Genomic DNA, 12,103 nt, shown 5'->3' on the forward strand with positions numbered 1-12,103 from the left:
GCCAGGGCTTTCGGAGTGAAATCGCGAAACTAGACGCGACGCTCCTTGATCTTCGCAGCCTTGCCGCGCAGACCGCGCAGGTAGTACAGCTTGGCGCGGCGCACGTCACCGCGACGCTCGACCTCAATGTGGTCGATGATCGGCGAATGCAGCGGGAAGGTGCGCTCCACGCCGGTTCCGTAGGAGACCTTGCGCACGGTGAATGCCTCTTGCACGCCGGTAGCGTTACGGGCGATCACAACGCCGGCGAAAACCTGGATACGAGACTTATTGCCCTCGACAACCTTGACGTGCACCCGCACGGAGTCGCCGGGACGGAACTCGGGGATGTCACTGCGCATCGAAGCCTTGTCGAGCTCAGCAATGATCGGATTCATGATGATTTCCTCGTCGGTGCCACAGGTCACCTCGCGGTAGAACGTGTATTCGAACTCTGCCGACCGATCAATCCCCCTGTGGCAGGAGCCGATACGCCAGAGCAACTTCATAATCATGCCACAGAGCCGATCAATAGGGTTAATCGGCCCAGCCCCGGTTGCCGCCGCCGTGCATGTCGCCTGTCAGCTCACTCCGTCTGCCAGGCGCAGGGCAGTTCCGGTAGGTCTGGCCCCGAGGCAGCAGGAGCGGATCGGCATTCGGCGAGCGTCTCGGAACCGCGACGATCCCCCCCCCTGCATCACCACGAGCGCTTCACTAAGCACTGCCGCGAACGCAATCTGAAATGTGATGGCGCAGCGACATCGGCACTCGAAATCTCTGGAGCACATGCTACGGGGACGGACCGGATTGCCCCGGCACCGCCCCCGTAGGTTACTCGCGATGTAAAGCTCGGCTCAGGCCGTGAAGCCATCCTTGCGGAACAGTGACCACACCAGGTCGCGGTTCAGCTGGCTGATGGATTCCAGCGGAATGCCCTTCGGGCACACCGCGGCGCACTCACCGATGTTGGTGCAGTTACCGAAACCTTCGGCATCGTGCTGGCCCACCATGTTCTTGATCCGCAGGAAACGCTCCGGCTGACCCTGTGGCAAGTTGGCCAGATGCGTGACCTTCGCCGAGGTGAACAGCATGGCAGAAGCGTTCGGGCAGGCCGCCACGCACGCGCCACAGCCGATGCAGGTGGCGTTGTCGAAGGCACGGTCCGACTGCAGCTTCGGTGCGAGTGTCGCGTGCGCGTCCGGAGCCGATCCGGTGTTCACCGAGATGAACCCGCCCGACTGGATGACCCGGTCCAGCGCGGTTCGATCGACGACGAGATCCTTGACCACCGGAAATGCATTGGCCTTCCAAGGCTCGATCGTGACCGTGTCACCGTCGTTGAACCAACGCATGTGCAGCTGGCAGGTCGTGGTCGGCACCGGGGAGTTGCCTCGTCCGTGGGCCGTACCGTTGATGACCAGGCCGCACATACCGCAGATACCCTCACGGCAATCGGAATCGAATGCGACCGGTTCCTCGCCGGCGACGGTCAACTCTTCATTCAGTTGATCCAGCATCTCGAGGAAGCTCATGTCTTCAGAGATGTTGTCGATCGGGTACTCGACAAACCTGCCCTGTTGCGCGCCACGCTCCTGGCGCCAGATCTTCAGTGTGAGTTTCACTTGTAACTCCGTTGCTTCAGCTCGATTGCCTTGTAGACCAGCGGTTCCCTGTGTAGGACCGGCTTATTGCCCGCACCGGTGTATTCCCAGGCCGCCACGTAGGCGTACTCGTCGTCGTGGCGAAGCGCCTCGCCTTCCTCGGTCTGATGCTCGACACGGAAGTGGCCACCACAGGACTCACGGCGATGCAGGGCATCGACACACATCAGTTCGCCCAGTTCGAAGAAGTCGACGAGCCGGCCGGCACGCTCCAGGGTCTGGTTGAGATCCTCGGCGGCACCGGTCACATTGACATCGCGCCAGAACTCTTCTTTCAGGTCGCGGATCATGCCGATGGCCTTCTTGAGGCCGTCCTCGCTGCGCGCCATGCCGCAGTACTCCCACATGATGTGACCGAGTTCCTTGTGGAACGAGTCGACGGTGCGATTGCCCTTGATGCTGAGCAACTTCTCGATCTGTGCCTTGGTGGACGCGACGGCTTCCGTCACGGCCGGATCGTCGAGGGCGAGCTTTCCGTCGTGGTGATCAGCCAGGTAGCTGTTGATCGTGTTCGGCAGGACGAAATAGCCATCCGCCAAGCCCTGCATGAGCGCCGAAGCACCCAACCGGTTCGCACCGTGGTCGGAGAAGTTTGCCTCGCCCGCAACGAACAGGCCAGGAACGGTGGTCTCCAGATCGTAGTCGACCCACACGCCGCCCATGGTGTAGTGCACGGCCGGGTAGATCCGCATCGGAACCTCGTAGGGATCCTCGGCGGTGATCTGCTTGTACATGTCGAACAGGTTGCCGTACTTGACCTCGACACCATGCTTGCCGAGACGCCCGATGGCCTCGGAGAAGTCGAGGTAGACGCCGCGGCGCACTTCGTGCACGTTGCCGTCGGCATCGGTTTCCTTGACGACCGGTCCGACTCCGCGTCCCTCATCGCACATGTTCTTTGCCTGGCGGGAGGCGATATCGCGGGGCACCAGGTTGCCGAAGGACGGGTAGATGCGCTCCAGGTAGTAATCGCGGTCTTCCTCGGGAATCTCGCGCGGATCCTTGTCGCAATCCTCGGCCCTCTTCGGTACCCAGATGCGTCCGTCGTTACGCAGCGATTCCGACATCAAGGTCAGCTTCGACTGGTTGTCGCCGTGCACCGGAATACAGGTCGGGTGGATCTGCGTGAAGCAGGGGTTGCCGAAGTAGGCGCCCTTGCGGTGTGCCCGCCAACCGGCGGTCACATTGCAACCCATGGCGTTGGTCGACAGGAAGAAGACGTTGCCGTATCCGCCGGTGGCCAGCACGACCGCGTCCGCGGTGTAGGGCTGTACCTCGCCGGTGACCATATCGCGGGCGACGATTCCGCGTGCCACACCGTCCTTGACGATCAGCTCGAGCATCTCGTGCCGAGCGAACATCTCAACGGTGCCCGCGGCGACCTGACGCTCGAGTGCCTGATAGGCGCCGATCAGCAGTTGCTGGCCGGTTTGGCCGCGGGCGTAGAAGGTGCGCTGTACCTGGACGCCACCGAACGAACGGGTGTCAAGCAGGCCGCCGTATTCGCGGGCGAACGGAACACCCTGCGCGACGCACTGGTCGATGATGTTCGCCGATACAGCTGCCAGACGGTAGACGTTGGTCTCACGAGCGCGGTAGTCGCCGCCCTTGACCGTGTCGTAGAACAGCCGATAGGTCGAGTCGTTGTCGTTCTTGTAGTTCTTTGCCGCGTTGATACCGCCTTGGGCGGCGATCGAGTGCGCGCGCCTGGGCGAATCCTGGTAGCAGAAGTTCAGCACGTTGTAGCCGGCCTCGCCCAGGGACGCAGCAGCGGCGCCACCGGCCAGGCCGGTGCCGACAACGATGATGCTGATCTTGCGCCGGTTGGCGGGGTTGACGAGCTTGGCGCGGAACTGCCGATCGGGCCACACCTGGTCGATCGGAAGATCTGTGTTCGCCTTCGTGTCGTGGATCTCTTCGCCGACCGTGTAGTAGTCGGCATCGTCGTTGAATGCGAACTTGGGAGTTGTTGTCTCAGTCATCACGCAGTCACCAATCCAAAGTAAATCGCCAGCGGGCTTGCCATGAAGCCGAAGAACACCAGCAGGCAAACGATCACCGAGCAGGCTTTGATGACCTTCGCGCTGAAGGCTCCGACGCGTGCACCCAGGGTGCAGAACGCGCTGTAGAAGCCGTGGTAGATGTGCAGGCTGACCAAGAGAACCCAGAAGCCGTAGAGAAGCACCATCCACAGTTCCTGGAAGCCGAGGATGACACGCATGTGCGGTTCCGCGGTGCCGTCGTAGCCGACGGTGACGGTCTGGGTGGTGAACTGCAGAATGTGGTAGATCACGCCGAGGAAGATCAGGACGCCGCTCCAGATCATCGTGCGGGCGGCGAAGCTACCTGCCAGGTAGCGCTGCTTGAGGTAGCGCCCCATGCCCATCCGCGCGTCGTAGTCACGGAAGGTGAGCCGGATGGCGGCCTCCATGTGAATGAGCAGCGCTACGACGAGAAGGATCTCGAAGAGAGTCAGGAAGAAGCGATACGGAAGCATCGGGTACAGGAACGTCCGCAGGAAGTGCGAATATTCATCGAACTCCTGTAATCCGACATTGGGGATGAGGAGTTTTAGATTGCCGAACATATGCATGAGCAGGAAGACCACGAACAACAGTCCTGTGACGGACATCAGCACTTTGCGGAAGACCGTCGAATGAACTGCCCTGTTGTTGGCCGTCCTGCTCGAATCGCGAGTAACGAGTTTGGTTGCCACGAGCAGGAGTCTAATGGTTCGACATTTCTCGTGGACGCCGGGCCCTGGTGTCTTGGGTTGCCCAAACCTAATTCAGCAGGTCGGGGCGCCTTCGTGACGTGATCTCGACGGACTGCTCGTGACGCCATTCGGCAACTTTGCCGTGGTGTCCACTGAGCAGCACCTCGGGCACGTCAAATCCGCGCCAACTAGCAGGTTTGGTGAAGACGGGGTACTCGAGCAGATGATCGGAAGCCGACGAATACGATTCCTCGACGAGTGAAGAGGGATTGCCGATCACGCCCGGAATCAGGCGCACAACGGCCTCGATCATAGCCAAGGCCGCTACTTCACCGCCATTCAGGACGTAGTCGCCAAGGCTAACCTCACTAACATCAAAATGCTGGTCCGCCCATTCCACCACCCGGTGGTCGATACCTTCGTAGCGCCCGCACGCGAATGCGATCCGCGACCGGTACGACAGCTCTTCGGCCGCCTGCTGAGTGAAGGGCCGTCCCGAGGGAGACGGCACCAACAGCACCGGGCGCCCGTCATCGACCGATCGGTCGCCGAAACGATCATTTCCCGACAGCGCCGAGGCCTCGTTGGTGCCGGCCGCGTCCACGAGCGTCTCCGCGCACCGGGCCCGATCGGCGGCAGGCGCGCTAACCTGCCCGGCAGCGGCGGCGCTGTTATAGCTTGCCAGCAGCGCGTCCAGCGCCTCACCCCACGGTTCCGGCTTCATCACCATGCCCGCTCCCCCACCGTAGGGGGTGTCGTCCACCGTACGATGCCGGTCATGCGTCCAATCGCGTAGATCGTGGACGCGTACGTCGAGCAGACCATCGTCGATGGCCTTGCCGATCAGGCTGAGCCGCAGCGGCGCGAAGTAGTCGGGAAAGATCGAGAAGATGTCTATGCGCATCAGGCCTCCGCCACCTCGTCATCGAGGAGCCCCGGCACGTCGGCAAGCTGCACGCTACCGGCGTCCACATCGACCACGGGCACCAGGGCACGGACGAACGGCACCATGCGTTCGTCCTGGTCGACATCGACCACCAGGAGATCCTGGGCAGGGCCATGGACGACACCGCTGATCGTCCCCCGGGCCCGGCCATCGGTGCCGAGCACCCGCAACCCCACCAGCTGACGATCGAAATACTCGTCGTGGCCGCTGGGCCGCTCATCGGGGGCGATTTTCATGACGAGGGCTCGTCCACGTAGCTTCTCGGCGGCTGTGCGATCGGCAACTTCCGTGAAGGTCACGATCAATCGGCCCGACGGCTGCCTGAAGTCTGCGACGGTCAACGACTCGCCCTGATCGGTGCGCATGGTGGACCCGGCCGCGAACCGGCGCTCGATCTCATCGGTACGGGGTTCGACGTTGACGTCGCCACGCACTCCGTGTGCGCGTCCGATGACACCCACGGTGACTTCTACCAGCTGGGCCATATTGTCCTCTCGCAAATCGCGTCCCCGACCATCAAGGGCCGCAACGGCAGACGCCCCAACCGATCGTTCACGGTTGGGGCGTCTGCGACGGTGATGAATCTCAGCGGCGGCCGCGTCCGGGCCTGCGGTCCACATCGACGAAGTCGACACGGATCTGCTCATGCCCGGCCAGCGCCTGCACCACGGTGCGCAACGCCGAAGCGGTGCGTCCTTGACGGCCGATGACCTTACCGATGTCGTCGGGGTTCACACGCACCTCCAGCATCCTGCCGTGACGTAGCTCCTTGTCGCGGATGCGAACGTCATCAGGGTTGCTGACGATGCCCTGAACCAGATGTTCGAGCGCCTCGGCCAGCATGATCAGGCCTCCTCGGAAGCCTCAGCAGCCTCGTCGGCGGCCTCGTCCTTCTTCGACTTCTTGCTGATCGCCTCGGTGACGGGCTCGCCATCGGCCTCCGCGAGTGCAGCGTTGAAACGGGCCAGCTTGTCGACCGGCTCCGGCTGAGGATCAATGCCGGCAGGCGAATCGTCGCCGGTGAACTTCTGCCAATCACCGGTGCGCTTGAGCAGCGCGACGATGGCCTCGGTCGGCTGGGCTCCGACGCCCAGCCAGTACTGTGCGCGCTCAGAATCGATGCGGATAACCGACGGCTCGTTCTTGGGATGGTAGATCCCGATTTCCTCGATGGCATGGCCGTCCCGACGGGTACGGGAATCCATGACGACAACGCGGTAGTGCGGCGAGCGGATCTTGCCGAGCCGCTTCAGACGAATCTTGGTGGCCACTTGTGTGGTATCTCCTGTAGGAAAATCCCGGGTGTTTCCCGGTTCATTCGGGTGGTGGTCGCTCACATGTGGGGCATGATCGTTTGCACCGGTGGACTGCGTCGCCAGTGATGAGAGGGCACCTGGACGCCAGACGCACCCTCTATTGTGCCAGATCACCCCAGTGGGTGCGAAATGCGGAATAGCGTGGTTGTTCAAGATTGTTGTCAGCGCAGGAGGTCAATGACTATGAGCGAATATGACTACCTGATCATCGGCGGCGGCGAGGCGGCCAACGCGGCTGCCCGCGGAATCCGTGAGCAGGACCAGAACGGATCGATAGGAATCATCAGTGCCGACACCGATGGACCCTACGACCGCACGGCGCTGACCAAGGCATTGTGGACCGATCCCGATAGCACCGAGCAGTCCATCCTGGCCGGCACCGATGCCGACACGGGCGCGACGTTGCTGTTGAACACGACGGTCAAGGTGATTCATCGCGGTTCCCACGAGGTCAGCACATCGGGTGGCGAGACGATCGGCTATAAGAAGCTGCTGCTGGCCATGGGTTCTGTTCCCACAGCGATTTCCGGCAGCTCGGACGAACGGATTATCGCGATGCGTTCACTGTCCGACTACCGCAAGATCCGCGAACTCATTGCGGACGACAAGACCGCGATCGTGGTCGGCGGCGGTTTCATCGGCACCGAGATCGCGGCAAGTCTCGCGTCCAACGATGTCGACGTGACGCTGATCTATCCGGAGCGGGTGCTGGGTGAGCGAAGCTATCCGAAGGTCATCACCGACGAGATTCACCAGGCCTACGTCGATCACGGCGTCAGGCTGGTCGCCGGTCACCTCGTCGATCACGCAGTCATCGGTTCCGATGGACGCCCCGGCGTCGTCCTGGACGACGGCAGCACGTATTCGGCCGCAGTGGTGATTGCCGGTATGAGCGCCAAGCCTGCGCTTGGGCTGGCGTCCGAGGCCGGGCTCGATGTCGACAAGGGCGTACTGGTCGACGAACACCTGCGGACCTCCGATCCCGACATCTGGGCGGCCGGAGACATCATCGAATATCGCGATGCGATTCTCGGTCGCACCCGCATCGAGCACGTCGACCACGCGCGGCATTCCGGCGCGACGGCGGGGCATTCGATGGCCGGCAGCGACGAGGTCTACGACTACACGCCGTTCTTCTGGTCTGACATCTTCGACAACGGCTACGAGGCGATCGGACGTCTGGACGCTACGCTCACCACCGAGGTCGTCGATGTCGACGATGGACATGTCGTCTACTATCTGGACGATCAGTCGCGTCCGGTGGGCGTGCTCGCCTGGAATGTCTGGGACACGATGGATCGTGCTCGCCAGGTGCTGGCGGACGCCCCGACCGATCGCGAGGCGTTACGCGCACGTATTAGTTAGCGCGGATAGAGCGCGCCGCGCAGCATCACCACAGCCGGGTGGTGCAGCGTGTCGAGATGAACACGCGGATCTTGACGGTAGATGACGAGATCCGCCGGTGCTCCCGGAGTCAGGCTCGGGGCTCCCAGCCATTCGCGGGCCCGCCAGGAAATGGCGCCGAGCGCGAATTCGGCTCCCCCGAGTCTGGCCAGCAGTTCGGCCTCTTCGGCGATACGGCCGTGACGGAGCACGCCGCCGGAATCCGTGCCGGCATACACCGGGACGCCTGCGTCCAATGCATTGCCGAGAACTTCGTAGCGCGAGGCATGCAGTGCACGCATGTGCGCCGAGTAGGTGGGGAATTTTGCTTCGCCGGCCGCCGCGAAATCGGGGAAGTGCTCCAGGTTGGTCATGGTCGGCACCAAGCTGACCCCCCGGTGGGCCATCTGCGCGATGACCTCATCGCTCATGCCGGTGCCATGCTCGATGCAGTCGATCCCCGCCGCCACCAGTTCGCTCACCGATTGTTCGGCGAAGCAATGGGCGGTGACCTTGGCACCCAATTCATGTGCCCGGCTGATCGCCTGCTCGGCGAGCCCGGCCGGCCACAGTGGTTCCAGATCACCGGCCTCGCGGTCGATCCAATCCCCCACCAGTTTCACCCAGCCATCACCGGCCCGCGCTTGGCGCTCGACCTCGGCGACCATGGTGGCGGGGTCGATCTCGACGGCGTAGTTGCGCAGGTACCTCTTCGGACGCGCGATGTGGCGTCCGGCCCGGATGACCCTGGGCAGATCAGCCCGGGCGTCGACCCAGTGGGTGTCGACCGGGGCTCCGGCGTCCCTGATCAACAGGACGCCGGAGTTGCGATCGGTGATGGCCTGTTGTTCGGCAGTGGCCCGATCGACGGCTCCTCCCGCCCCCAAACCGATGTGACAGTGCGCGTCCACCAGGCCGGGCATGATCCAGAGCCCGGATCCCAAAGATTCGGCGCCGGGGATGGGTTCGGCACTGATCACGCCGTCGCGGACCCACAGATCGACCCGATCGGTCCCGGGCAGCACGACGCCGTTCAGATGCCAACTCTTCATTGAGTCATCTCCCTCATCCACATGTGTTCATATCAGCCCACCCCACAGTAAGGTGGCGCCCGGTCGCCGGAAAGCGAGCTTATCTTTTGCGCGAGCGTCGGCGACCGACGCCGCCTGAGCCAAGGGTCGCCACCGAAGCACCGGTCGCGACGTGGCCGGAGTTTAGCGCGGACCCTTGTTCTGCTGGTTGAGCATCTGCTGCAATTCGGGAGGCAGCGAGAAGTCCTTCATGGCGGCCTGAGTCTCCTCGGCGCTCATCGGGGCCGCCTGCTCCTGCTGAGCGCGCAACTCGGGGTTGGCCTTGGCCTTCGCCTGGGCGGCGCGCTTGGCCGGGTTGCCCGAAACCTTCTTGCCGCCCTTGCCCTTCTTCGCCTGCTGCTTGCGCTGCTGCCGGTTTCCGCCACCCATGCCGGGCATTCCCGGCATCATCTGGCTCATCGACTGCATCATCTTGCGGGCCTCGACGAACCGGTTCACCAGCTCGTTGACGTCGCGCACCTCGACTCCGGAGCCCTTCGCGATGCGCGCCCGGCGTGATCCGTTGAGAATGCTCACGTCGGCGCGCTCGGCCGGGGTCATCGAACGGATGATCGCCTCGACCCGGTCGACCTCTTTCTCGTCGATCTCCGAGATCGCCTTCATCTGGGAGGCTCCCGGCAACATGCCGAAGACCTTGCTCAGCGGACCCATTTTGCGGATCTGCTGCATCTGGGCGAGGAAATCGTCCAAGCCGAATTTGGCGCCGCCGCCCATCAGTTTCTCGGCGGCCTTGGCGGACTCTTCCGCGTCGAACGCCTTCTCGGCCTGCTCGATCAGGGTGAGCATGTCGCCCATGCCCAGAATCCGGCTGGCCATCCGGTCGGGATGGAAGACGTCGAAGTCCGAGAGTTTCTCGCCATTGGACGCGAACATGATCGGCTTGCCGATCACCCTCGCGATCGACAGCGCCGCGCCACCGCGGGCATCGCCGTCGAGTTTGGTGAGCACCACGCCGTCGATGCCGACGCCCTGTTCGAAGGCCAAGGCGGTGTTGACCGCGTCCTGGCCGATCATGGCGTCGACGACGAACAGGGTCTCGTCGGGTTTGGTGAGCGCCTTGATCATCTCGGCCTGGCGCATCATCTCCTGGTCGACGCCGAGCCGGCCGGCCGTGTCGATGATGACCATATCGAACAGATGATGTTTAGCGTAGTCAATGGAGTCTTTAGCGACCTGGATGGGATCGCCCACCCCGTTTCCGGGTTGCGGAGCATAGATGCCCACGGCGGCCCGTTCGGCCATCACCCTCAACTGTTCGACGGCCTGCGGACGCTGCAGGTCGGCCGCCACCAGCAAGGGCGAGTGGCCCTGTTCTTTCAGCCAGGCGCCCAGCTTGCCGGCCAAGGTCGTCTTGCCGGCGCCCTGCAGACCGGCCAGCATGACGACGGTCGGCGGTTGTTTGGCATAGCGCAGCAGCCGGGTCTCGCCGCCGAGGATCTCGATGAGTTCCTCGTTGACGATCTTGATGATCTGCTGACTCGGATTGAGGGCCCGCGACAGCTCCGCGCCCTTCGCCCGCTCCCTGATGCGCGCGACGAAGTCTTTGACCACGGCGAGGTTGACGTCGGCCTCGAGCAGCGCGATACGGATCTCGCGGGCGGTGGCGTCGATGTCGGCATCGGTGAGCCGGCCCTTGCCACGCAGTGATTTGAAGGTCGCAGCAAGACGATCTTGAAGGGTGTCGAACACGGGTGTCCTCACAAACTGGCGGATATCACTGACCAACGATACCGTCTGGCATCCAGGTCAGTTGCCCAGCAGGCCGTCCACGAATTGTTCGGCGTCGAAGGGTGCCAGGTCGTCGGCGCCCTCCCCCAGCCCGATGAACTTCACCGGGACGCCGAGTTCACGTTGCACTTGGACGACGATGCCGCCCTTGGCCGATCCGTCGAGCTTGGTCAGTACGATGCCGGTGATGTCGACGACCTCGGCGAAGATACGGGCCTGGGTGAGCCCGTTTTGGCCGGTGGTGGCATCCAACACCAGCAGCACCTCGCCCACCGGAGCCTTCTTCTCGATGACTCGTTTGACCTTGCCGAGCTCGTCCATCAAACCGACCTTGGTGTGCAGCCGGCCTGCGGTGTCGATCAGCACCGCGTCCACTTCCTGCTCGATGCCCTCGTCGACGGTGTTGAAGGCCACGGACGCGGGGTCGGCGCCCTCGTCCGAGCGGATCGTCTCGACCCCCACCCGCTCACCCCAGGTGGTGAGCTGCTCGGCGGCGGCGGCGCGGAAGGTATCTGCCGCGCCGAAGAGCACAGTCTTGTCTTCGGCGATGAGCATGCGTCCCAGTTTGCCGACGGTGGTGGTCTTGCCGGTGCCGTTGACACCGACCACCAGCACGACCGCCGGCTGGCCGGCAGGGTGGTCGAGATTCAAGGAGCGATCGAGATCGGGGTTGACCAGCTTGATCAACTCGCCCCGCAGCAGGTCTTTGGCCTGGGCGGGGTCGGCGATGCCGTCGATGCGCAGCTCTTGACGCAGCGCGGTGACCAGCTCACCTGTCGGTCCCACACCGAGGTCAGAGGTGATCAGTGTCGTTTCGAAGTCGTCCCAGGTCTCGTCATCGATCCGGTCGCTGGACAGCAGATCGGCCAGGGCACGGGCCAATGCGTTGTTGCTGCTCGCCAGTTTGCGGCGGAGCCTGGCCAGCCTGGACGCGGCCTTCTCCGGGGATTCGATCTCGCGCTCGGGGGCCTCCGGCTCAATCAGAGCGGTCTCTTCGAGCGGCGGCGCAGTCTCGGGCTCGACAATCTCTGCCTCGGCGGCCTCGATGTCGGCGGGCGGCTCGGTTTCGATCAGCTCGCCGGAGGCGACATCCTCAACCGCGGGAGCTTGTTTCGTCCCAAGCTCACCACGCGCCTGGGCGCGCCTCTTGCTGATGACGATCGACAGGCCCGCAATGGCTGCCACCACAAGAATGCCGATAATGACTGTCCACGGAATCCATTCCACGGGCTCAGACTACCGGTTGTGTCTAAACGCGCCTTTGATGACTCACGCTTACGACC

Annotated in this window: 12 protein-coding genes; 1 reads left to right on the forward strand and 11 read right to left on the reverse strand. The window is 63.3% G+C overall.

What is annotated here, in order from left to right:
* Positions 1-29: 29 nt before the first annotated feature.
* The 8 genes from rplS to rpsP all read right to left on the reverse strand — a co-directional run bounded on the left by rplS (position 30) and on the right by rpsP (position 6,573).
* Positions 30-377, reverse strand: coding sequence for a 50S ribosomal protein L19 (gene rplS / locus QQ658_RS08245; RefSeq protein ID WP_286027066.1), 348 nt, complete (start codon positions 375-377; stop codon positions 30-32).
* 456 nt (positions 378-833) lie between these two features.
* On the reverse strand, positions 834-1,601 hold the full coding sequence (locus QQ658_RS08250; RefSeq protein ID WP_286024394.1) for a succinate dehydrogenase/fumarate reductase iron-sulfur subunit: 768 nt from the start codon (positions 1,599-1,601) through the stop codon (positions 834-836).
* Complete coding sequence (locus QQ658_RS08255; RefSeq protein WP_286024395.1) at positions 1,598-3,622, reverse strand: fumarate reductase/succinate dehydrogenase flavoprotein subunit; 2,025 nt, start codon at positions 3,620-3,622, stop codon at positions 1,598-1,600. Before QQ658_RS08255 ends, QQ658_RS08250 begins: the two co-directional genes overlap by 4 nt.
* Positions 3,622-4,356: a succinate dehydrogenase cytochrome b subunit gene (locus QQ658_RS08260; RefSeq protein WP_286024396.1), complete on the reverse strand. Its 735-nt coding sequence runs from the start codon at positions 4,354-4,356 to the stop codon at positions 3,622-3,624. The genes QQ658_RS08255 and QQ658_RS08260 overlap by 1 nt, the downstream gene beginning before the upstream one ends.
* Before the next feature lie 67 nt (positions 4,357-4,423).
* The gene (gene trmD, locus QQ658_RS08265) at positions 4,424-5,260 is read right to left on the reverse strand and encodes a tRNA (guanosine(37)-N1)-methyltransferase TrmD (protein ID WP_286024397.1); all 837 of its coding nucleotides are present in this window, start codon (positions 5,258-5,260) and stop codon (positions 4,424-4,426) included.
* Positions 5,260-5,787 carry a ribosome maturation factor RimM gene (rimM, locus tag QQ658_RS08270; RefSeq protein WP_286024398.1) on the reverse strand — a complete coding sequence of 176 codons (528 nt, stop codon included), beginning with the start codon at positions 5,785-5,787 and terminating at the stop codon, positions 5,260-5,262. The genes trmD and rimM overlap by 1 nt, the downstream gene beginning before the upstream one ends.
* 100 nt (positions 5,788-5,887) lie before the next feature.
* Positions 5,888-6,145: an RNA-binding protein gene (locus tag QQ658_RS08275; protein WP_286024399.1), complete on the reverse strand. Its 258-nt coding sequence runs from the start codon at positions 6,143-6,145 to the stop codon at positions 5,888-5,890.
* A gap of 2 nt (positions 6,146-6,147) precedes the next feature.
* Positions 6,148-6,573, reverse strand: coding sequence for a 30S ribosomal protein S16 (rpsP, locus tag QQ658_RS08280; RefSeq protein WP_286024400.1), 426 nt, complete (start codon positions 6,571-6,573; stop codon positions 6,148-6,150).
* A 228-nt stretch (positions 6,574-6,801) separates the two neighbouring features.
* Here rpsP and QQ658_RS08285 point away from each other — a divergent pair, with 228 nt between their 5' ends.
* Positions 6,802-7,983, forward strand: coding sequence for an NAD(P)/FAD-dependent oxidoreductase (locus tag QQ658_RS08285; RefSeq protein ID WP_286024401.1), 1,182 nt, complete (start codon positions 6,802-6,804; stop codon positions 7,981-7,983).
* Here QQ658_RS08285 and QQ658_RS08290 read toward each other — a convergent pair.
* From QQ658_RS08290 to ftsY, 3 genes are all read right to left on the reverse strand, one after another.
* Positions 7,980-9,053, reverse strand: a complete 1,074-nt coding sequence (locus tag QQ658_RS08290; RefSeq protein ID WP_286024402.1) for an amidohydrolase family protein — start codon at positions 9,051-9,053, stop codon at positions 7,980-7,982. The genes QQ658_RS08285 and QQ658_RS08290 overlap by 4 nt on opposite strands.
* A gap of 162 nt (positions 9,054-9,215) precedes the next feature.
* Complete coding sequence (gene ffh / locus QQ658_RS08295; RefSeq protein ID WP_286024403.1) at positions 9,216-10,781, reverse strand: signal recognition particle protein; 1,566 nt, start codon at positions 10,779-10,781, stop codon at positions 9,216-9,218.
* Between the two features lie 57 nt (positions 10,782-10,838).
* Positions 10,839-12,047, reverse strand: a complete 1,209-nt coding sequence (gene ftsY / locus QQ658_RS08300) for a signal recognition particle-docking protein FtsY (RefSeq protein WP_286024404.1) — start codon at positions 12,045-12,047, stop codon at positions 10,839-10,841.
* Positions 12,048-12,103 lie beyond the last annotated feature (56 nt).

This window comes from Propionimicrobium sp. PCR01-08-3, from assembly GCF_030286045.1.
Lineage (GTDB): Bacteria > Actinomycetota > Actinomycetes > Propionibacteriales > Propionibacteriaceae > Brooklawnia.

Coding starts and splice junctions, on each gene's coding strand:
- rimM (WP_286024398.1), bottom strand. CDS start 5,787: ATGGCCCAGCTGGTAGAAGTCACCGTGGGTGTCATCGGACGCGCACAC.
- QQ658_RS08275 (WP_286024399.1), bottom strand. CDS start 6,145: ATGCTGGCCGAGGCGCTCGAACATCTGGTTCAGGGCATCGTCAGCAAC.
- rplS (WP_286027066.1), bottom strand. CDS start 377: ATGAATCCGATCATTGCTGAGCTCGACAAGGCTTCGATGCGCAGTGAC.
- QQ658_RS08285 (WP_286024401.1), top strand. CDS start 6,802: ATGAGCGAATATGACTACCTGATCATCGGCGGCGGCGAGGCGGCCAAC.
- trmD (WP_286024397.1), bottom strand. CDS start 5,260: ATGCGCATAGACATCTTCTCGATCTTTCCCGACTACTTCGCGCCGCTG.
- QQ658_RS08255 (WP_286024395.1), bottom strand. CDS start 3,622: ATGACTGAGACAACAACTCCCAAGTTCGCATTCAACGACGATGCCGAC.
- QQ658_RS08290 (WP_286024402.1), bottom strand. CDS start 9,053: ATGAAGAGTTGGCATCTGAACGGCGTCGTGCTGCCCGGGACCGATCGG.